Annotated in this window: 18 protein-coding genes, 1 tRNA gene and 1 pseudogene; 7 read left to right on the top strand and 13 right to left on the bottom strand. The window is 54.2% G+C overall.

Going from position 1 to position 19,601, the window contains the following annotated elements; translation table 11 throughout:
* The first annotated feature begins 41 nt into the window (after nucleotides 1-41).
* Nucleotides 42-117: transfer RNA gene (locus ACNFIC_RS14320), tRNA-Asn, on the top strand.
* A gap of 72 nt (nucleotides 118-189) precedes the next feature.
* On the opposite strand, the gene ACNFIC_RS14315 is transcribed toward ACNFIC_RS14320, so the two are convergent.
* The 7 genes and pseudogenes from ACNFIC_RS14315 to ACNFIC_RS14285 all read right to left on the bottom strand — a co-directional run.
* Entirely contained in the window at nucleotides 190-750 is a 561-nt protein-coding gene (locus tag ACNFIC_RS14315; RefSeq protein WP_138221310.1) for a DUF1285 domain-containing protein, read from the bottom strand.
* 11 nt (nucleotides 751-761) lie between these two features.
* Nucleotides 762-1,367: a DUF4823 domain-containing protein gene (locus tag ACNFIC_RS14310; protein ID WP_138221309.1), complete on the bottom strand. Its 606-nt coding sequence runs from the start codon at nucleotides 1,365-1,367 to the stop codon at nucleotides 762-764.
* Between the two features lie 67 nt (nucleotides 1,368-1,434).
* Entirely contained in the window at nucleotides 1,435-2,403 is a 969-nt protein-coding gene (locus ACNFIC_RS14305; RefSeq protein WP_416781258.1) for a GTP 3',8-cyclase MoaA, read from the bottom strand.
* Between the two features lie 131 nt (nucleotides 2,404-2,534).
* On the bottom strand, nucleotides 2,535-3,170 hold the full coding sequence (locus ACNFIC_RS14300; RefSeq protein WP_138221307.1) for a TetR/AcrR family transcriptional regulator: 636 nt from the start codon (nucleotides 3,168-3,170) through the stop codon (nucleotides 2,535-2,537).
* 457 nt (nucleotides 3,171-3,627) lie between these two features.
* Nucleotides 3,628-4,410, bottom strand: coding sequence for a TatD family hydrolase (locus ACNFIC_RS14295; protein ID WP_138221306.1), 783 nt, complete (start codon nucleotides 4,408-4,410; stop codon nucleotides 3,628-3,630).
* Nucleotides 4,411-4,443: 33 nt separating this feature from the next.
* Nucleotides 4,444-5,430 carry a DNA polymerase III subunit delta' gene (locus ACNFIC_RS14290; RefSeq protein WP_416781257.1) on the bottom strand — a complete coding sequence of 329 codons (987 nt, stop codon included), beginning with the start codon at nucleotides 5,428-5,430 and terminating at the stop codon, nucleotides 4,444-4,446.
* Nucleotides 5,423-5,770, bottom strand: a pseudogene (locus tag ACNFIC_RS14285) (dTMP kinase); the annotation flags it as partial. The gene ACNFIC_RS14290 and the pseudogene ACNFIC_RS14285, both read right to left, overlap by 8 nt.
* Nucleotides 5,771-5,876: 106 nt before the next feature.
* Here ACNFIC_RS14285 and ACNFIC_RS14280 point away from each other — a divergent pair.
* From ACNFIC_RS14280 to ACNFIC_RS14260, 5 genes are read left to right on the top strand one after another with little or no spacing between them, the layout of a single operon-like run.
* Nucleotides 5,877-6,680, top strand: a complete 804-nt coding sequence (locus tag ACNFIC_RS14280) for a deoxynucleotide monophosphate kinase (protein ID WP_114942734.1) — start codon at nucleotides 5,877-5,879, stop codon at nucleotides 6,678-6,680.
* A gap of 9 nt (nucleotides 6,681-6,689) precedes the next feature.
* Complete coding sequence (locus ACNFIC_RS14275; protein WP_186721179.1) at nucleotides 6,690-8,645, top strand: hypothetical protein; 1,956 nt, start codon at nucleotides 6,690-6,692, stop codon at nucleotides 8,643-8,645.
* A complete protein-coding gene (locus tag ACNFIC_RS14270) occupies nucleotides 8,638-10,659 on the top strand; it encodes a tyrosine-type recombinase/integrase (RefSeq protein ID WP_416781256.1) in 2,022 nt (673 codons plus the stop codon). The genes ACNFIC_RS14275 and ACNFIC_RS14270 overlap by 8 nt, the downstream gene beginning before the upstream one ends.
* Nucleotides 10,660-10,688: 29 nt before the next feature.
* Nucleotides 10,689-11,651 (top strand): hypothetical protein, encoded by a 963-nt coding sequence (locus ACNFIC_RS14265; RefSeq protein ID WP_205350796.1) that lies wholly within the window; start codon nucleotides 10,689-10,691, stop codon nucleotides 11,649-11,651.
* 1 nt (nucleotide 11,652) lies between these two features.
* A complete protein-coding gene (locus tag ACNFIC_RS14260; protein WP_416781255.1) occupies nucleotides 11,653-12,957 on the top strand; it encodes a site-specific integrase in 1,305 nt (434 codons plus the stop codon).
* A gap of 219 nt (nucleotides 12,958-13,176) precedes the next feature.
* On the opposite strand, the gene ACNFIC_RS14255 is transcribed toward ACNFIC_RS14260, so the two are convergent.
* The 6 genes from ACNFIC_RS14255 to ACNFIC_RS14230 all read right to left on the bottom strand — a co-directional run bounded on the left by ACNFIC_RS14255 (nucleotide 13,177) and on the right by ACNFIC_RS14230 (nucleotide 18,271).
* Entirely contained in the window at nucleotides 13,177-14,031 is an 855-nt protein-coding gene (locus tag ACNFIC_RS14255) for a hypothetical protein (RefSeq protein ID WP_416781254.1), read from the bottom strand.
* A gap of 78 nt (nucleotides 14,032-14,109) precedes the next feature.
* Entirely contained in the window at nucleotides 14,110-14,841 is a 732-nt protein-coding gene (locus ACNFIC_RS14250; RefSeq protein WP_114942729.1) for a hypothetical protein, read from the bottom strand.
* A gap of 407 nt (nucleotides 14,842-15,248) precedes the next feature.
* On the bottom strand, nucleotides 15,249-15,596 hold the full coding sequence (locus ACNFIC_RS14245) for a hypothetical protein (RefSeq protein WP_416781253.1): 348 nt from the start codon (nucleotides 15,594-15,596) through the stop codon (nucleotides 15,249-15,251).
* Between the two features lie 262 nt (nucleotides 15,597-15,858).
* Entirely contained in the window at nucleotides 15,859-16,149 is a 291-nt protein-coding gene (locus tag ACNFIC_RS14240) for a hypothetical protein (protein WP_114942727.1), read from the bottom strand.
* Nucleotides 16,150-16,338: 189 nt separating this feature from the next.
* Nucleotides 16,339-17,007 carry a KilA-N domain-containing protein gene (locus ACNFIC_RS14235; RefSeq protein WP_238343393.1) on the bottom strand — a complete coding sequence of 223 codons (669 nt, stop codon included), beginning with the start codon at nucleotides 17,005-17,007 and terminating at the stop codon, nucleotides 16,339-16,341.
* Nucleotides 17,008-17,299: 292 nt separating this feature from the next.
* The gene (locus ACNFIC_RS14230) at nucleotides 17,300-18,271 is read right to left on the bottom strand and encodes a hypothetical protein (protein WP_114942726.1); all 972 of its coding nucleotides are present in this window, start codon (nucleotides 18,269-18,271) and stop codon (nucleotides 17,300-17,302) included.
* 293 nt (nucleotides 18,272-18,564) lie between these two features.
* Between ACNFIC_RS14230 and ACNFIC_RS14225 the strand changes: the two genes are divergently transcribed.
* Nucleotides 18,565-19,377, top strand: a complete 813-nt coding sequence (locus ACNFIC_RS14225) for a hypothetical protein (RefSeq protein WP_114942725.1) — start codon at nucleotides 18,565-18,567, stop codon at nucleotides 19,375-19,377.
* Nucleotides 19,378-19,601 lie beyond the last annotated feature (224 nt).

Below are 19,601 nucleotides of genomic sequence, written 5' to 3'. Positions count from 1 at the left end.
AGCTTGACTTCCCCCTGCCAGTCGCTAAGATACGCGCAGATTCCGCGATAGCTCAGTCGGTAGAGCAAATGACTGTTAATCATTGGGTCCCTGGTTCGAGTCCAGGTCGCGGAGCCAAACATCGAAAAACCTCCAGATGCGCAAGCACTGGAGGTTTTTTATTGCCTGCCAGATAGACCCAGGCAGGTTTCAGGTACTGCGCCCAATGGGGTAGAACTGACCCTGGCTCCACACCCCAAGCCACTCCTGGCCATCGATCAGGCGCGGCACTGCCAGCTCCACCAACTGGTAGAAGACGTTGCGATGGATCAACGCCTCGAGATTGCCGCGCACCCGCACATACGGCGCCGGCTCCCCGCTATCAGGATCGGTCACCACCCGCAGCGGATGGTCTGCGCCGGCCTCGAGTGTATCGTCCACATTGGTGGTGAAGCGCAGGACCTGCTGCTCACCCTGCCCTTGCACATCGAGTAGCACCGCCACGAACGGTGCGTCATCTACGCGGATGCCGACCTTCTCCACCGGCGTGACCAGGAAGTAATCATCGCCATCGCGACGAAGGATGGTGGAAAACAGCCGGACCATCGGCTTGCGGCCTATCGGCGAGCCCAGGTAGTACCACGTACCATCGCGGGCGATGCGCATGTCGATGTCGCCGCAAAAATCCGGGTTCCAAAGGTGCACCGGCGCCGGCCCCTTGGCTGCGGGAATTTGCGCCAGAAGATCGTTGGCCTTGCCGGTGTCGGTCATTGCATGCTCGCTCAGCGGCTCATACCCAGGAGGCTACGAGCGTACTCGCGCATGGGGGCAGCAAGCAAATCCTGGGGCGTATTGTCGTGGAACGTCAACAAACCGCCACGGCTCTTGATGCGGGCGGTATCGATCAGATAACGGGTATTGGTCTCGATCAACATCATCTGCACTACGCCCGAGTCCCAGCCCAGTCGATCCACTGCCTGCTCGTCGTACCACTCGTCGCCATTGCCGATGCGGTCATCGGTACGCGCGAAACGGGTGTACAACACGTAGTCGGCGCCGACCGAACGGGCCTCGGCAATGGCTTGCTCCAAGCCCAGCGGGCCTTGCGCGCGGCGCACCAGCGGGAAGTACTCGACGAAGCTCTTGAAGGCTTCTTCGGCCACCACGTTCTGTTTGGGCAGCGGGCCCTTGCCCGGCGGCATGAAAGCGCCTTGGCCAATGAAGATGAACGAGTCAGGTTGCAAGCGCACCGACAGGGTACGGGTGGTGTCGCTGTGGTCCAGCAAGCCCGCATCGCTCATGTGATAACGGACGCCCTCGCCCATATCGCTGACATTCATGCAGCCGCCCAACGCCATCAGCGCCAGCAGCAAGACCAGGCTACGCATCTTTCCTCCAGAGGCCGGTGACGAAAAACCGGCGAACAGCCGCGCTGATGCAGCTTTTGCGCCAGAGTCAGCCGCCGATCACCTTCATGACCATCACATCACCGGAAAACGCCAGCGCCTGCTTGTCCGCCAAGGCCTTGACCAGCAAACGCTGCAAGGCCGGCAGCGCTTGGTGGCGCGGCTTGTCGAACAGGTCGGCGACAAAATGGCGGCTGCCGGACGAGAGGCAACCATGCAGCCAGCCGGTCGAGGACAAACGCAGGCGCGAACAGGCTCGGCAAAACGGCATGCTTTCGTTGGCGATCACGCCGAAATGGCCTTTGTCAGAGATTCGGTAACGCAGGGCCGTGGCATCCACTGGCCGCGGCGCCGGCTCGAAGGGGTGCGCCTGGCCGATCAGCGCCAGCAAGTGCTCAAGGCCGACGAACTGCTGAAGGAAAGCGTTGGTATCCCGGGCCAGATGCCCCATGCGCATCAGTTCGATGAAACGCAGCTCGTAGCCCTGTGCCAAGCAATAGTCGAGCAGCGGTACAACCTGGTCGAGGTTCTGCCCGCGCATCGGCACCATGTTGACCTTGATCGCCATGCCCGCCGCCTTCGCCGCCTGCATGCCCTCCAGCACGCAGGCCAAGTCGCCGCCACGGGCGATACGCCGGAACGCGTGCGGGTCAAGGGTATCGAGCGAGACATTCAAACGACGAATGCCGGCGTGCAAAAGCAGTGGGAGCTTACGCCAGAGCAACTGGCCGTTGGTGGTGAGACTGATGTCTTCCAGGCCGAGGCCCGAAACACCGGCCAGGAAAGCCTCCAGACGCGGGCTCACCAGCGGTTCGCCGCCCGTGATGCGCAGCCGCTCGATCCCTGCCGCCTCGACCAGATAGGCAACGCCATGGGCCAGGACGTCGGCCGACAACTCGTCCTGCGCGGCCACAAGGCGCTTGCCATCGGGCACACAGTAGGTGCAGGCATAATTGCAGGCAGCGGTCAGGCTGACGCGCAGGTTGCGAAAGCGCCTGCCGTGACGATCGACGATCATGGGTGACTCCGGCGTGGAAGAATCGAGGCCGGCAAAACCTGACTTAAAAATCAGGTTTTTGCAAGCCCCTTACGCCGTGTCGGACCCACCCCAATGCGCACCCAGGTCAGGTGCACATTGCACCAGCGGCTTCAGTTGGCGGGTTCTGGGTCGCGCTTACGCTTGTTGCCCATGCGCACGCCAATATCCATGAGGAACTGGAAGAAGCCTTCCTGATCTTCCAGGACATTGCTCCAGAACGGCGAGTGATACAGCGCCACGGCGCCGTGCACCAGAGCCCAGGCCGCGCAGTAGTGGAAGTACGGGGGCACGTCTTCGAGCTTGCCCTCGCTGATGCGACCTTTGATCAGCTGGGTGAGGCGATCGAAGTTGGACGCGCGGATGCTGTGCAACTGCTCGACCATTTCCGGCACCTGGTTACCCTTGACCACCTTCTCTTCGAGGCGGTCGAACAGCCGGTAACGCTGCGGATCACGCATGCGGAACTCAAAATAGGCGCGCGACAGTGCTTCCTTGTCACGGTCGACGTCAGCCGAGTGCAACAGCGCATTCAGATCGCGCTCGTAGTCGAGCATCAGGCGCAGGTAGATCTCTGCCTTGGATTTGAAGTGCTTGTAGATCGTGCCTTTGCCGATGCCCACGGCGTCGGCGATCATCTCGACGGTGACACTGTCTTCGCCCTGTTCGAGGAACAGTTTGAGCGCCGTGTCGAGGATCTCTTGCTCGCGGCGGCGAAACTCACGGACCTTACGAGGTTCTTTCTGCATAGGAAGGACTGGGATGACAATCGAAGCGCATTATTATGCCTAACTGGTGGCAAATTGCACGGATCTTGCGCAATGTGTCTTGTTTCACGATACGTTCGCCAGCGCCGCAGGCGCAGGACCCGCAACCTGGCCGACTCCCTGTCGGTTTTTCCCCGCCAGTCACCACCGATACCTGCCTGATCGACGACGCTGCCTCTAAGCTTGGCTGATGGCCATGCCCTCTGTGCTCAAGCAACGGCCGACGTATTCCAAATCTGTTTAAAAAACGACCAACTGCTGCTGGAAGTGCGCCAAACCTGACCAATACTTGAAGTGTTGGCGCGGCGCATCCCCCCGAGTGGCGCGCCAATAAAGGTGCCCAGGGACCGCGTACCTTTGTTTTACTCCTAATGGTCTTAACCCGGATTCCCCCCCCAGAACCCGGGTTTTTTTTGCCCGAGGTTCTGAAGGCGGTCTGTCACGCGACCCGCGCCAGCGGGAACAGGCGCTTGAAGTTGGCAGTGGTCTGCTCGGCCAACTGCTCATAGCTGGCCCCACGCAACGACGCCACGTACTCAGCCACTTCACGCACATATTGCGGCAGGTTCGCCTTGCCTCGATGCGGGATCGGCGCCAGGTACGGCGAATCAGTCTCTACCAACAGGCGCTCGGTCGGCACCTGGCGAGCCACCTCGCGCAGCGCATCGGCATTTCGGAAGGTGACGATGCCCGACAGCGAGATGTAGTAGCCCAGGTCCAGCGCTGCCTTGGCCATTTCCCAATCTTCGGTGAAGCAGTGCAGCACACCGGCCTGCGGCAGGCTGGCTTCGCGCAGCAACGCCAGCGTGTCGGCGCGTGCGGCGCGGGTGTGCACGATCACCGGCTTGCCGGTCTGGCGCGAGGCCTCCAGGTGCAGACGGAACGAAGCCTGTTGCAACTCGGCGGCCTCGGGTTCGTAGTGATAGTCCAGGCCGGTTTCGCCGATCGCTACCACATGAGGATGGGCCAGCTCGCGCAGCAGCCATTCCAGTGCCGGGGTTTCGCCGGGGGCCAAGTCCAGCGGATGCACGCCGACCGAACAGTCGACATCGGCGTAGCGCTCGCTCAGCGCCTTGACCGCGCCGGCATTCTCGGCGCTCACGCCGATGCACAGGAAGTGCCCCACGCCACGCTCACGCGCCGCCTGGAGGGCAGCATCGAGGGAGCCTTGGTGGGCGCTCAAGTCAAGACGGTCGAGGTGGCAATGGGAGTCTACGAGCATGGGAATCCGACACACATGAAGTTACGGTAAAAATCAGCGCATGCCCGGCAACTGTACCCAATGGGCCAGCATCGCTTCGAGCAACAACACGCGGTTGAGGTTGGCCTTGCCGAGCACTTTCTGGCGCTGTTCAAGGAGCCATGCCTGGATCTCCAGCACCTTGGCCGGGCGGCTTTTCTGCGCCAGGTACTGTACGACCTTGCGCATGTCAGCCAAACCCAGGCCGTCTTCGTCCTGGGTCAATTGATAGCGCAAGATCAGGTGCGACCAGTCGCAGAACCAGTCGAACAACAGCAACAACGGCACATCCTTCCAGGCCTCGGCCAACTGGCTGGGGGCTTGCTGCTGCTTGAGCAGCTTCTTGACCCCGTCGGCCACCAGCGCGCGCTGCTCACGCACGCCCTGTGCCTCCAGGCTCACGGCCATCAACGGCGAACCCGCGGCCAGGCTCAGCAGCTCTTCACGCGCCTCGTCACTGCTGTCGGCCAAGGCCGCCGCCAGCCAGGCGCGGCTTTGCGCCTGGCTGGGCTGCGGGCATGCCACCTGCTGGCAACGGCTCTTGATGGTTGGCAGCAGGCGGCTCGGCTGGTGGCTGACCAGCAATAGAACCGTATCACCCGAGGGTTCTTCAAGGCTCTTGAGCAAGGCGTTGGAGGCGTTGATGTTCATCGCCTCGACCGGCTCGATCAATACCACCTTGCGCCCACCTTGCTGGGCAGTCTGCACCACGAAAGACACGAGTTCGCGCACCTGGTCGATCTTGATCGGCTTGTCGGCCTCTTCAGGCTCCAGGATGAAGTTGTCCGGGTGACTGCCAGCCTTGAGCAGCAAGCACGCCTTGCACTGGCCGCAGGCGTCCAGTGCATTGGGCTGCTGGCACAACAAACGAGCCATCAGGCGCTCGGCCAACGCCCGTTTGCCGATACCCTGCGGGCCATGTAACAGGTAGGCATGAGCATGCTGGCTGCGTCCTGCCAGTTGCTGCCAGAGCGCCTGCTGCCAGGGATAGGCCTCAGCCACGGCAACGCCCCAGGATGCCCGGCAGCAGCGCGTCGATAGCGCGCTGCACCACATCCAGCGGCTGCGCGGCATCCAGTAGGCTATAGCGCTGTGGGTGTTTGCGCGCGCGCGCCAGATAGGCCTGGCGCACCGCCTCGAAGAACGCCTGACCTTCCTGCTCGAAACGATCGAGCCGACCACGCGCGGCGGCACGGGCCAAGCCCACCTCCACCGGCAAGTCGAACACCAGCGTGAGGTCCGGGCGCAACTCGCCCTGAACGAAAGACTCCAGAACCGCAATGCGCTCGACAGGCAGGCCGCGCCCACCGCCTTGGTAAGCATAAGTGGCATCTTGTATTCGTTTTGAAGAAGATGTAAACATCAAGCTAGTATACGTTCCTTTCAGTCAGTGTAAACATATATACTTTCTCCATTAAACCCAGCAAATTCGCGGCTTGGAGCCCAATATGCCCACCATCATCGGCCTAGCCGCCGTCGCAAGAAGTGGTAAGGATACAGTAGCCTCAATGCTCCTAGAGCACCCTGAAGTAGCAGCGTATGCCCTAGCAGACCCACTCAAGCTAGGGTGCCAAGCTCTATTTGGTCTAACGGATGATGAAGCCTGGCTGGACGAGATCAAGGAAACGACTATTGATCTGTGGGGAATGTCCCCACGTCAAATGTTCCAGCGCGCAGGCACTGAATGGATGCGGCATGATAATCCAGACCACTGGCTACTGCGAGCGGACAAGCAGCTAAATCACGCTGCAAGCCCCTCCTCCCCACCCACACCAACCGACCTAGATTCCCCATCCGCCACTATCTGGCTGGCAGTGCAAGCCTTTTGGGGGCTGAGTTACGACCAGACCTGGACCGCCGGCTCTCGCAGCGAGAAGGACCGTTTCTGGGGGCGAACCCCACAAGAAATGTTTTCCGTTCTTCAGGGCTACGTTCTGAGAGATTTCCCCCAGTACAGCGACCTACGCCCCCGCCGCCCCGTGCAGGGCCCGACCCGCAGCCTCATAGATTCCAGCGGAAAGTCGATTTTTATCATCAAGGATATCCGCTACGAAAATGAAGCATCTTTCTGGCGCTCGCACGGTGGAGTTATATGGCATATAACCCGAAATAACGCCAAGAAGGTCAACGCACACTCTTCGGAAGATGGAATTTCGCTCTTGGGAGTTGATTTCCATATAGAAAATAATGGTACACTTGAAGAACTGAGACATAAAGTCCAACACGCTTGGAAGAGCGTGACCAGTCTTTGAGTATGATTAATGCTAATTCCCGAATCACTATCCACCCAGGAAATAGAGGCGCGCTGCGGTAGAACTGTCCGCGCGCAATACCTAGAGCACGCGTATTTCGACTCTAACTCGAACTTATGCCAGACGCTTCATTACGTGTTTCTTCGCTATACGCCTGGGGTAGTGTTTGCCAACGGATGGATGCTCGCCAAGGGAATTAAACATTTCTTCGATTACTTGGTTGAGCATGCAAGCATCAACCCCGAGGAGCTACGACCCTCTACGTTCGGCGACATCACAATCGAGATTTTCCTGGGCTTCCAGGATTTCTTGCTCCGAAAAAAAGAGCGGATCGTATACGCAGAGAAGCTGAAAAGCGCCTTTGGAGTTGTGGCCAAGCAGCATGGCACCATCCCTCTGCTGCTTTTTCCAATTGTCGCCCGCCCGCAGTTCAACAAGACCGAACCTCTAGGCGATGATGCGTTCAACGATCTGGAACGGGGCCTGAAAGCACATATTGACCAGCTTTATAAGAAACTTGCTTACCGAGAGGTGGTAGCCGAAGCTGAACCCTACCACTTTGACTCCATTCCACCTAACGACTCAACCAATCCCCTTCTCATTGGAAAGTGGGAAATAGATCACGCCAGAAGCCTTCGCACATTGTTGGATTATGGCTTTCCAATGAGCCAATCGCTAGAAGAGCTAGCAGCCATGATGAGCCCGACGAACATCATGAGTTTCGAAAGGGACTGCGATACGATTCTTAAGACAATTTTCCACAAGTACACGCTGCGCAATAAAAATTTCAGGCTCGATAATCTGTTAGAAATGTACTTTCCAACAACCACAGATCAAGCCGCGATTATTCTCTTCCTCCTTCTCCAATCGGGATGGAACAAAGAATCTGTAATCGATATTGATGGTGATGATTTCGAGCACATCCTTTCTGGCTCTGTCGATGAGAGCCTGTCAGTGATATTTTCTGAGAAGAACAGGTCTCAAGGCTTAGATCTCCCTTACGACGCCCCGAAACAGATTACGGCATTCAGTGATCGAGAAGATCCGTATTCGATCCATAACTTGATTTTGCTGGCTGGACGGCTCTCTGCTCCGCTTAAGGGGTACGAGTTTGATACAGGACCAGGGGTGTCCACACCAGGAGAGCGCAACGAACTCTACCTTTGCTTACGAGCGTGGGGGGACTGGTTCAGGGTTGGGAGCCGCCACACCTCTGCCTCTGTCATGATCGCCTACACCAATGGCGTTCAGCAGTTCCTGAAGAAATATCAGGTACTTGAAAATGGCAAACGACTTACCAAGTCAAAAGATGTCACTACCCGCCTGCGACCAACGTGGCTTCTGAGAAAAAAGATAACTACCGCTCTGAGTATAATCAGTACCCATTTCGGGCACGCTGACAGTGGAACCACGGATATTTACTACGACTCCAGCGGCGCTGCCATGCAGGAACGTAAAGGGCGTTTGCGCGATGAGCTTGAGGCTATCACAGGCCTGCTTATCTCCCGACAGTTCAAGGGGCTTCTGAGCAAGCAAGCGAATGAGCAGGCAAGCTGCGAGGTAAAAATTTTCACCCTACCAGGTAAAGACCGCCCACTTTGGGGCTGCGAGAACCAATTGGCACCTGACTGGCCTGGTCACGAGAGTTACGTCCGGCCTGGCCAGAAGTGCTTCCAGCTGGAGAAATGCCTTGGCTGCTCTAAGGTTCGAATTTTTGAGGACTCGCTGCCTTATCTGATGGAGCGCATGGCTCACGTTGAATATGAACTCGAAGTCGAAAGCGACGGCCCTCGCAGTGCTGAACTCTATTGGGAGATGCACACCCTGGACTTTCTGATCAACTACTCCCATGAGGAGGATGAGATCAAAAAAGCTGCGCGATATCGTCGCCGCCACGCACCGCTGCTACCCCGAGATCTGGCAAGTCTTCGCATTATTTTTGAGGATGAGGCATTAAATGAGTAAGGACAACATTGACGAGCAGGATCGCCTCATCGCCGAATTTGAAAAAGACGAACAGGAAGCGGCGCTAGCGGAGTTTGAGGGCTTCCTTCAGGAGACCCAGGGAAAACTTGAGTCTTCTAAAAGCGGGTTATTGGCTAAGCTGAAATCATTCCCGGATGGAGACTTTCCCGTTTCTCTCTTCTCCCAATACCACCAGCCCTACTGGACCTTTCAAGATGGGGGGCGCGGTAGGACTGTGACTATATATTTCGATTCTGATCTTCCTGGCTCCGGGGAGCTTAAACGGTCGATCGTTTATCACCTCGTACCATCATTCACACCCTTTGCGCGAATCAAAGCCTTCTCTTCGACCAAGCAGAGAGCGTACGAGTACAGATTCATCGAAGAGTATGTATTGAAGCCGAATAAGCTTTCGGCGATCCCAGAACACATCGCCATGATCACTACGCCGATGCTCAACCAAGCATTGGATGATGCAAAAATGAGCGGTCAACCGAGTCATTACTCTGGACTTTTTTTCACTCTACGATTCTGGCTGGCGATTTCGGCACACAGATTAATTCCAGATCATCTCCGTCTGCCCGAGCAAATTTCTGCAATCGATACGCGCGAAAGGCACCAAGATGTCTTAAAGCATTTTGAAGGCTCACTTCAAGCATGGCTACCGTTTTCGGAACAAGAGCTTGAACAGCTTGTGAACCATGCATTGTTTTGGCTGGAGCAAGCCTCCCCCCGGCTACTGGAGACAGCTAATTATCTGAAGGAGAGTGGCTTCGAGCAACTCGGTACGGTGAGGCGCGCCGATCGCCAACTCGACCTTGAACGCATGACTGACATCGAAATTGACGGCAGAAGAGTCATGAATTACTCCAGGACTTACGGAGTAAGGACTAAAGGTGGACAGGCGTATCGCTACTACTGGATTTCAGAATATGCACAGGCAGTCGATAAAGTTAGAAATGCTGTGTTCATATTTGTGGCCTTAGTCACTGGACTTCGCCGCAACGAGATGGGCGCGCTAAAGTTCGATCACGTGACTAAAGATGAAGCCGGACGGTATAGTATAGATGTTATTAGATTCAAGACATCTATTGACCCGAATTATAACGGGGAGAGCGATTCTTTACCTCTACCCACGTATGTTGGCGAGATTATTGAAAACCTCAAAAGCTTGCGTTCTATTCATGGTTTTTATCGCCAAGGTTTCATTTTTCAGACTGCATACACAACGACACCTGTAACGCATGAGCATCCTGATCTACCTCCTAAAATCTTGTTGGATTTGGAAGATGCGACTGGCATTGAGCGAATTCATGCACACAGGTTTAGAAAAACCATCGCGGAGATTCTGATCCATCGAAGCGAGCGAAACATTGATGTTATCAGACTCCTTTTTGGACACCACTCTTACGCAATGACGCTGCGTTACATCAGTCGCAACCCCTACCTTGTGCGTACAGTCGCAGTGGCCTTGGAGCAAAGCTATTCAAAGGAATTCCACGAGATCGTTACCGCGGTCCGTGATGGCGGTTATTCTGGACCAGCCGCAGAAAGGCTGCATGCTCAGATCTCCAAACGCCCGGACGCGTTCAAAGGCAAGCGGCTCAAGGTTTCGATCCTGGTCTACGTCAGCCACCTGCTGACCGCTGGCTCCCCTGTCTACATTGGACGCACCGCGGTAGGTACGTACTGCGTCACAGGAGAGGAATTTGATGAGGACGCCCTACCGCCATGCCTAGCCGGTCGTGGCCGCCCTGAAGGTCGAATATTCCCAGACCCCAGCAACTGTCAGATCGAGTGCCGCAACGCCGTTGTGCTCGCGAAAGCGGGGACGTCAATGCAGGAAAGCATCACCTTTTACGAAACACTGCTGGAAAACGGTGGTGACTCCGTAGGCCAACGTGCGAAACGCAAGATTTTGATAAAAATTGACGCTCTCAAACGCCACCTGGCCAACCTGCATGATACCGAAGCCACCAGTTCGCTGCGCATTCCTCTGCTTGAGGTGTCCTGATGGAGATGAATGCTACACGCCGAAAGCTGATGGACCTCATCATCGCCCATCATTCCAGCTATCCAGGCAAAGCACTGACCATTAACAAGCTTTCTGAGATGGCTGGAATCTCTCGTCAAGCCTTCAACCGCTATTACGCGGATCTTAAGGACTATGCCGCGGGTAAAAAGGCCCTGGCTGACCTTATGGGTGACACCTCCAGCAGTCAGACCAAGGAACTCATCAACCAGTACCACTCGTCGCTAGTCGAACTCCAGCAGAAGCTCGACCAATCTGATTCTGATCACGAAAAGGAGATGAAAAAGACGCTAGATAGCTACATCTCATCGCTCATGATGAATGATTTGACGATTCATGGTGCGAACGATTTGCGCGTGACTGCGGAGAAGCGAGCACTCCACAATGCAGAGTTAATCAAGCAGATAAATCAGCTAGAGATCGAATTGACTCGCGCAAAGCAAGCGGTGGGACCTGGTGCGGCAAATGGCACCCGACCCGAGCAAGGTATTGGCGAGAAAATCAAGGTTGACGTTGATCTGAGCAAGGCGATTAAAGCCTATGAAGCCTCGAAAAACGAAGATGATTTTGAAGACAAAAAAGACTTGGCAATCAGTGCAGCACTGAATAGCGTGAAAAAGCTCGCCTCAGACAAAAATTGCCATATCGTACTCTTTGCAGAAAGGTACCTCACTCGCTTCTCAATCTTCTTCGACAACTTCACGTGCCCGGATGAACTTCCGCACATCATCGTACGATTCCCAATTTTTGATCGAACTGAAGTTACCGCTTTCATCGACAAGCTACCGCCCACCAGATCCCTCTCCATCTACATTCCTTATTTGAAATCTAAAAGCGAAACCAAAGCCCGGCGCAGCTTCTTCTTTAACAACGTCCCCGAGATAGAGACAAGAAACGCTGATGATGCTGATCCATTGACAATGAATCTTGATGTCACCCGCATCGTTCATTACCGAGCCACTCAAGGTGATTAAGATGCTAACCATAGAGCGAAAGGTAGTGAAGTACATATCGCCAGAATTAGGCATCCCGGTGAGTCACTATGTGCTAATCGCTCATACGGGGCAGAAAAGCCAGCTACTGAGCTTTCCAAATCTTTTCCTTTACTCCACCAGCAGACTGTCAATCAGCACATCTTCACGCTATTCGAGCATCATCTCGATGTTCTATCGGTATTTGGCTACTGAAGAAAATTTCAAGGAGCATGACCCATCCGTCTACCACGCCATTGTGACCGACCGTGAAATCAAGCGCTGGCAGTACAGCCGACAGACTGCGCGTGTTGCCGCCCAAAGCCTAAAACCGACTACCGCGACCATCTACGAAGACCTTAAAATTCTTCTGAAATATTTTCAGTGGCTCAACACCTCAGGCTACGGCACGAACATCAACGTTGAAACTCGCACCTCCGTTGCCAGGTTCAACCGCACCAAGCTGCTGAGCTACATTCAGGCAAAAGCACGGACCACGATTGATGCAAAAAACTACCGAATGCTTGATAAAGAGGCTAGGCAAAAGCATCGTCGAGCCCTAATTACCAATAGCGAAATTAAAACCTATTTGCAGTGCTTTATCGATCCTGTGTACGCCACCCTCTTCAACCTAGCGCTCGGCACGGCCATGCGCCCGATGGACTTGTGCAAATTCCCATTCTTAGGAAACGGCGCCAACTCGCACATTATGCCATTTTCCGAAATGGATAAGACTCCAGAAACATTTGAGTACACTGTCTATAACAGCAAGGGAAACAAAACTCGAACAATCGTGATTCATAGGGACGACCTTAAAGCACTGGACGAAAGCTACATCAAGCCGCATCTCAACGAAAGAAGAAGGAAGTATCAAGAAAGATTTGGCCACGAGTGCCCATTATCAATTCTGTTTCTAAACAAGCATGGCGTACCTGTTACAGCCGCAAAAATTGCGTCGCGAGGCAACGCTGCGAAGACTAGAGCCCTAGAAATAGACGAAAACTTCCGAGAGTCAATTAACTTCTACGAATCCCGACACTGGTGGCCGACCATGTTCCTTATTCGCTTCTTCGGCGAGAAAATATTGACTGAATCAGCGGACGTTATGTGGGCGGCTGCCGGAGAAGTCCTGCGCAATCAGATGGGCCACGAAGATCTCGAAACAACCTTCGAGCACTATATAGATATGGCTCGGGTCGTTACGCTTGCGAATAAAGGTAGGACCACTGAGCTGTTAAAGCACGCTCATAGCGGGGTGCACAGCTTCATCGAACAACTGAATCGCGGAGAGATTGCGCTGAACGAGTGAAGTCGCCTAATTAGACCCAAGGACGCCCATTCTCGCAGGGAATTGTGACGTCGGCTGAGCGGGCCTTCACGCACCTTGATCAAGCCAAACTCCTCTCGCTGCGCTTACGAAGCACATCAACCAGTGGCCGCTTTTGGGCGGACACGCCCGGTAGATAATCGTGCCTCCTCTTTGCAAGCCTTGCAGATGCCGCTCTCGCTCAACTCGCGACGCCAAAACTCAACCCTGATGGCGAATCTTAGCGATTCGGCCGCTCAACTCAACCTTCAGCCTCTCAATGCCCTCGCCGTTGTTGTGGTACCTAATGTTCCGGAGATGAGCTAGGTCGAATGGAATATCAGCAGCGTTCTGCGTGATCAATATGACTTCCTTACCTAGTGCATGAGCTATGCCTATTTCATAGAAAACGTTGGCGTTCCGACCAGTACAATCACCAACGATCACCGCCGACCTGTCGATCAACGCTACTATGTCCTGGATGATTTCCTGATGCTCCCAGATGCTGTCCGCTCTATCAGCCTTCATTTGGCTGTTTTCACCCACCTGCTGAATGGCAGCCCAGACAGGGTCGAAGCCCGCAAAAGGCATCATGGCCGAAATAAGATTGGAATCGATAGTTTGTGACGGCGGCAGCTTGAAGACCGTTGGTGACCGCTGATTACGCAAGGTTTCCGTCAAAAGCACGTGATAAATATCAATATCTTTGATCGACCAATGCGTTCGCGTGTAGTGGCCAAAGCGACCTGACGGCATTCCTAGCAAAGGAGCAAGCCTGATCAAGTCCTTTTGGGGAATTGGCGGTATCGCCGGATCAAAATGATATTCAAGCGTAATCTCGTCACCGCCGTTTCGCACCACCCTGCTGATACGCCCTACTCTCCCGTACTGCTGACGATCGCGACTGGTTTCCTCAATGAACAAAGCAGGATGTTTTATTAGCGACTCGAAATCAGGAACATTATTTATGGTGAACTGCCCCTTCAAATCGTCGTTTGTATACTCAAAAACCCTGCTCTTCCAGAAAATGTCTCTGCCTTCGCTCCACTCAGCAGCTTTTATCAACATGTTGAACATTTGCGGCACCACCCTGTGACCTAACAGACTACTGAATTGGAGGCTAGTGAAACACAAACCTCCAATAGCCAATTCGAATCAGCTGATCATCCGAAGTTTTTTGACCAGATCTTCCTGAAGCTTGGCAAGGCCCTCGCCGTTTTTCAAGTAGATAAGCGCTCGGTGGTGGACCATGTCCGATGGGATGTCTTGGACTATTTGAGCGAGAGGCACGACCGTTTTCCCAAGCGTGTGTGCAATGCCTGTTTCATACATCACGTTTGGGTTTTTACCTGAGAAGTCAACAATCACGATCTTCGCACGGTAAATTAGGCTAAAAATATCCTGAATGATTGAGGAGTTGTCCCAGATATCATCAGCGCGCAGGCACCTGAAGCCGACCTCTTTGCAAGCGCCCTTGATCGCCTCGTAGACACCATCAAAACCAGCGAAAGGCATCATCACGGTAACCAAGTCATCTTCTACATCCCCATCAGGGATAGAAAAGACGTTTGGTGCAAAAGAAATCTTTCGCTCTGAGGGCTTTGCGGAGATGTAGGTAACGTTTTGGTCTGGATACCACTGGTCCAAGTAGTCCTTGACCACGGTCAATGCGCCCGGATTGTGGTCCGACATAGCCCTGAGCACAGAAATGATGTTCCCACCGTAATCTGAATCTCCGAAGCTCAAGCTTCTCAACAGCCTGGAATGCCCAGTGATGATGTGGGAACTGTCCGTGAGTAAGCCTACCTCTTCCCAATTGGTGGACGTGAAGTCTTCTTCGATGCGTCGCTTCAATTCAAGAATCAATGGTGCGTTGTACTGATTCATTGCTGCCTTTCCTTGGATGGGTGCGATTGCAGTTCGAATTTAGCCTGCTAGGTAGCCATACGCCACCACTTCATATGATTGACTTCCCTTACCTTGGCTCTGACGAGGAAGGTGCGCTCCACTTGACCGGGTAGGCTTCCCCTTAGGTCCAGACGAGCTTCTGGGCAACGCTAGCAGCTGCACTCCCCGCTCCAGGCAGGCTGCTCGAAAAGGCCACGGCACACCAAGACAGCCAGAGTACAAATGTACTCAAAGCCCACACTGCATCCCCCAGCTTGCCAATTGGAACCGCCGTAACTCAATGAACGCGAGACCGCGCCGGATATGCAGCATGGATGTCCCACCTCAAAAGCGCCCCACCAAGGTTGAGACCTGCCCAAGAGATGGTGAGGCGCAGGATGCGCGGTTTACTTCTCAGATTCGCTCAAGGTACCAAGCCAGAAGTACACCCCATTCAACAATGCTGCCATGACCCCTAGCATTGCCGCCTTGGTGTTCAACTTTGCAGCCGCAACCGTGATTGCGACAACCATGGCCTGGTCCGGATTTTGGACCTGGGCGATATCTTCTTGCCAGGTCGCCGAAATGTGCCACAGCACCGCAGATGCGATGGTGATGACGATGCTGAAAACCACCAACAGCTTCTTGAAAGCAGGTATGACCCAAGGGTTATCCAAGCAGTAGTTGCGGACGAGGGAAACGAGCCCATCAGCAATGCTGGTAGCGGAGCGGAACAGCTTGTACAGCTTTTTCATTCTCTAGCCTTATCAGGTGAAACGGCGGCCGATTTTCGGCTCGCCCCACCACACTATTCGGCACAGTCAGGCATAACATTTACTGTCTTTCGAAAATTTTCTCACCACCAGTACTTCGCTAGCAGGTGGACCTGTCCACATAGGTCCAATGCGACGTTCGCCGCCGATTTGTGCCAAGAATTGCTCCGAATGCGACTCCGAGTGTCTGACACGCGCGGCAGGCCAAATGGCTCCCGCATTCAAGAGAACCGCTTATAACTCCTCAAACCCTATCAACTGAAACCACGGTGACATACCTAAACTTCTTTTTGTACTTCTTCTGCGCTTCAAGCTCCACAACCAGTCGACTTAAATTACTGCCATCATAAGTAACCACCTTATAGTCACCTTCATACTCGTTGGTCACATGCAATGTAACGCGAATCAACGAACCAAGCCGAGCCGCGACTGATTTCTTTAAAGGACCATCACTACTTCTGGAATCAATCTGCGCAGGCGTACTAACGCCAAACAGTGCCCGGCGCATATCTTCTTCATTCAACTCGTTGCTCATAGCTGCGCTCTTTGCTAAATCTGATACTGGAAGCACTCAGGGTTATAATAGCAAATAACATTCATAAACGTGCAGGGCCTACCGGCCATACAATCCATGTGTGCAAACCCGGGAGAACTGCCAGGCCTACACTGGACGCGCGGGCCTAGCTCAACGAAAACCTGTTAGAAAGCATTTCAATTCACCTGCTCACCCTAATTGGCCGTAGTGCTGTACCCGGCCATCACAGAGCTGGCCGAGGTACTCAGAGAGAGCAACCTTGCGATCCGAGTAGCCCTTCCCCTGACCGAGCAGCAGTACATCCCTATTTTCCATCAGTGTAATCAGTTCAAGCTCAGCGATTGTCAGCTGGTTTCGGTCCCTGCCTTGGAAGACTCCCGTGAGCACCTCGTTGATGAGCCTGGCCTCATTCATATAGTGATGGGCTTTCGTTTCCTTCCCTACCGCTCGATGAGTGATCACCAAAGCTTCGCAGAGGCTTCGATAGCTCGTCGAAGCTTGGCGACGTGCCGCTTGAACGGCCACAGCATCTCTCGATGTCAGAGCCTCTACTTGATCCTCGAACCAGATCTCAAAATCGATCGAAAGCCAGCGAGCAAACTTAGCTGCCAGTTTAGGATGAAGCCAGAGCCCACGAAGCCTCTCATTCCCACGTCGGCTCACCATCAACGTCTCCAGCGTCAAGGCTCTCCTGCTGGCCAATCCAGTGATGTACTGCTGAGTCAAATCAAGCCCAAACCAGTGCCCAGGCTCTTTCCCAAACAAACCGCCGGCATGCGACGCATTCATCCACCCTTCCATATCGAAGCTTACTGGCATGCCTTCGTACTCGTGCGTCACGATCTTCCGCATTTTCATGCAATACCTCCTGGCAAAATATCATTGCTTTTCAAATTGGCTTCGGAGACGCGTGAGCCTGCGACAGCCCCGCAGGCCACCACTGTTGGAAGGTCTCTTTGAGCGTTCAGACTCCTCGTCTGCTGAGGCTTCTCCAGCACGGAGAGAGAGGGACTAGGTATGTAAAGAAGGGGCATCGCAACGTCCTCCAGACGTCAAAATGTGATTGACGACGAGGATGCTGGCAGGGATATCCAACGGTTAAAACTGCTGAACGGGGCCGGAAAACTACATATCCGGCCGGATGTGTAGTTTATTTATTTGGATCAGATTTCGAAGGCCTGCCTCGACGCCTTGCTGAAGGCGGGGCGACATCCGACGACAACCACTTGGCCAGTGAAATGTTCGTCGCCGGCAAAAGCTCTGCGTATTTGGCATCTATGTGATCTCTGACCAGCTGGGCCATTTTGCCGGTACGGCAGGCGGCAAGATCTGGGCTGGCCCAAAGCGCCATCGCGAGCTTCGCTGCCTCGCACCGGGCCTCACGGATAGCCAAGTTACGCATCTCGACATTCGAAATGGGACGCTCCGCTGGTCGCACTGCTTCCACGAAGGCCGGAACCACTCTAGACGACACTGCTTCTTCCCTGGTTTTACGAAGCTGATCATTCTCCAAGGTCAGCATCTTCAGAGTCATAGCCTGAGCGGTACACAGCTCATCGCTCTGCGACTTGGCTTCTTCCAGGCTGGTCAGTTGGGCTCGAAGGCTTTCGATTTCTCGGTCGCGCGCATCCTCTCCAGGGAGGACAAGACTCCTCTCTATCTGGATTTTGAGTCGCTTTAGTTCGGCACGAACTGAATCAGGAGTTTGATCTTCGAGCTGCGGAAAAAGCGGAGTGACGCTGGCCTTCTGTGTCCCGAAGGAACGCAGTGCTATGGGTTGTGCTACACCCGGTTGCAGAATCGCTAGCTCATTAAGCGCCATCAACCACCTGCGATTGATGAACACATTTTCGGCACGGAAAACTCCTGCTTCCGTCTCGATGAAGACCCCTGCATGCTTAGTGACAGCGAGGTCAAGGTAGTCACCTAGGTGGGAGTAAGTCAGAGTGAAGCCGGGAATCGGTTTGCCGTATGCACGAGAGCTGACCAGCTCGCTCGACACCACATCAGACTGTCGATACGTCCTAACAGCGCTAGCAATGGCCTTGAGGAACGCTGGAGCGGTCTGCCTCAGCGATCCGATTGCAGACTCCAGAGGGACGAAGTCATCAGTTGAGTGCATCCACTGGCCTCCCACATCTAGCTTGAATGATCGGGTCCAAGAGGCACTGCTTCCCTCTCAAACTGTATGCCTATACACACCCGGATGTTAACAGGACCAAAATGCGACACCAAGCGTCATTGAGCGAACGAAATGCAATTTGAGTACAAATGTACTCCTGGCTGCATCTTGCTACTGGAGCAGCCTCAAAAACCGCTCGCCCCCTCATCACCAAGCACGAGCCAGTGGCCATCACAGCCACTTACCTTTACCCTGACCGCTTGCGCTTCAAAGGCCTCTGACGGGGGATCGATATGACTGCATCATGTCTTGAGAAGTACCGAAAGGATTTGGACGCCCTGGTGGCGGAAGCATTCTGGGTAGAACAATCCCTTACTCTCATGTACACCGACAGAGACAAATACGTCGCAGACCTGACCAACTCTCTAAAAGGGGATGCAGAGAAAGTCGCTGTTTTCATGAAAAAAATTCAGCCGTTTCCCACGGCATATCAAGAGTGGTATTCGGAAGCCGTTACCTTGGTCAGGCAGTTAATGCCAGATCGGCTTAATGACTTCATCAAGCTTTACGAAAAACCTAAGGCACGAAAGGAAGTGTCTGCGGAAAGCTATCGCATCGAAGATGCTTGCCAAGGCCTGAGCGCAAGCTTCGCAGGTGTGGTCAGGGTTGATGCGAAGGCAGCATCTGTTTTACTTCGGCAGCAGGTTGCGATCGTTAATGCGATCAAACGACGCTTCGAAAGCTCACTTTTTGAAATCAAGCAACTCGTACAGGCAGACGTCTTCGATGACGAACTGGATAGCGCAAGAAGCCTTTTGAAAAATGGTTATACCCGCGCTGCCGGCGCCGTCGCCGGGGTCGTCCTCGAAGGTCACCTCAAAGAGCTAGCGGCCAAGCACAACCTGCCCAAAACAGCAAAAACCATTAATCCGATCAACATCGCGCTGAAAGCGGTAGATGTGATTGACCTTGCGCAGTCCAGGCACATTGATTTCCTTGGAGACATCAGGAACAAATGTGGCCATAAAAATGCTGCCGAACCTACACCAGGGGAGGTAGAAGATCTCATCGCTGGGGTGGAGAAGGTGATTAAGACAATTTTCTAGCGCCGTAGGAGCGCGCTGTTTAGAACCGCCCCATTGAAAACTGGACGCGAGCTACTGACCCAAATGGAACATCAGGAGAGAGCAGCTTCTAACGCGACGGTCAGCCCCCTCTTTCTGTACCCGACCTTGCGCGTTGACTGTTTTTGCCTGCAAGGTGCAATGCCGGGTCAGCAGGATGGCTACTAAAATTCCGTACAGCGCCGAGAAAGCCACACCCGATTGGA

Origin of the sequence: Pseudomonas sp. NY15463, from assembly GCF_048068415.1 — a bacterium.
Taxonomy (GTDB): domain Bacteria; phylum Pseudomonadota; class Gammaproteobacteria; order Pseudomonadales; family Pseudomonadaceae; genus Aquipseudomonas; species Aquipseudomonas mosselii_C.
The sequence above is the reverse complement of the archived record's forward strand: the minus strand, read 5'-3'. Positions and strand labels throughout refer to the sequence as shown.

Excerpts from the sequence above, each read along its gene's own strand:
- ACNFIC_RS14255 (WP_416781254.1), bottom strand. The coding sequence starts at position 14,031 with ATGTTCAACATGTTGATAAAAGCTGCTGAGTGGAGCGAAGGCAGAGAC.
- ACNFIC_RS14265 (WP_205350796.1), top strand. The coding sequence starts at position 10,689 with ATGGACCTCATCATCGCCCATCATTCCAGCTATCCAGGCAAAGCACTG.
- ACNFIC_RS14250 (WP_114942729.1), bottom strand. The coding sequence starts at position 14,841 with ATGAATCAGTACAACGCACCATTGATTCTTGAATTGAAGCGACGCATC.
- ACNFIC_RS14305 (WP_416781258.1), bottom strand. The coding sequence starts at position 2,403 with ATGATCGTCGATCGTCACGGCAGGCGCTTTCGCAACCTGCGCGTCAGC.
- ACNFIC_RS14310 (WP_138221309.1), bottom strand. The coding sequence starts at position 1,367 with ATGCGTAGCCTGGTCTTGCTGCTGGCGCTGATGGCGTTGGGCGGCTGC.
- ACNFIC_RS14300 (WP_138221307.1), bottom strand. The coding sequence starts at position 3,170 with ATGCAGAAAGAACCTCGTAAGGTCCGTGAGTTTCGCCGCCGCGAGCAA.
- ACNFIC_RS14280 (WP_114942734.1), top strand. The coding sequence starts at position 5,877 with ATGCCCACCATCATCGGCCTAGCCGCCGTCGCAAGAAGTGGTAAGGAT.
- ACNFIC_RS14275 (WP_186721179.1), top strand. The coding sequence starts at position 6,690 with ATGCTAATTCCCGAATCACTATCCACCCAGGAAATAGAGGCGCGCTGC.
- ACNFIC_RS14270 (WP_416781256.1), top strand. The coding sequence starts at position 8,638 with ATGAGTAAGGACAACATTGACGAGCAGGATCGCCTCATCGCCGAATTT.
- ACNFIC_RS14240 (WP_114942727.1), bottom strand. The coding sequence starts at position 16,149 with ATGAGCAACGAGTTGAATGAAGAAGATATGCGCCGGGCACTGTTTGGC.
- ACNFIC_RS14245 (WP_416781253.1), bottom strand. The coding sequence starts at position 15,596 with ATGAAAAAGCTGTACAAGCTGTTCCGCTCCGCTACCAGCATTGCTGAT.
- ACNFIC_RS14260 (WP_416781255.1), top strand. The coding sequence starts at position 11,653 with ATGCTAACCATAGAGCGAAAGGTAGTGAAGTACATATCGCCAGAATTA.
- ACNFIC_RS14315 (WP_138221310.1), bottom strand. The coding sequence starts at position 750 with ATGACCGACACCGGCAAGGCCAACGATCTTCTGGCGCAAATTCCCGCA.
- ACNFIC_RS14235 (WP_238343393.1), bottom strand. The coding sequence starts at position 17,007 with ATGAAAATGCGGAAGATCGTGACGCACGAGTACGAAGGCATGCCAGTA.
- ACNFIC_RS14295 (WP_138221306.1), bottom strand. The coding sequence starts at position 4,410 with ATGCTCGTAGACTCCCATTGCCACCTCGACCGTCTTGACTTGAGCGCC.
- ACNFIC_RS14230 (WP_114942726.1), bottom strand. The coding sequence starts at position 18,271 with ATGCACTCAACTGATGACTTCGTCCCTCTGGAGTCTGCAATCGGATCG.
- ACNFIC_RS14225 (WP_114942725.1), top strand. The coding sequence starts at position 18,565 with ATGACTGCATCATGTCTTGAGAAGTACCGAAAGGATTTGGACGCCCTG.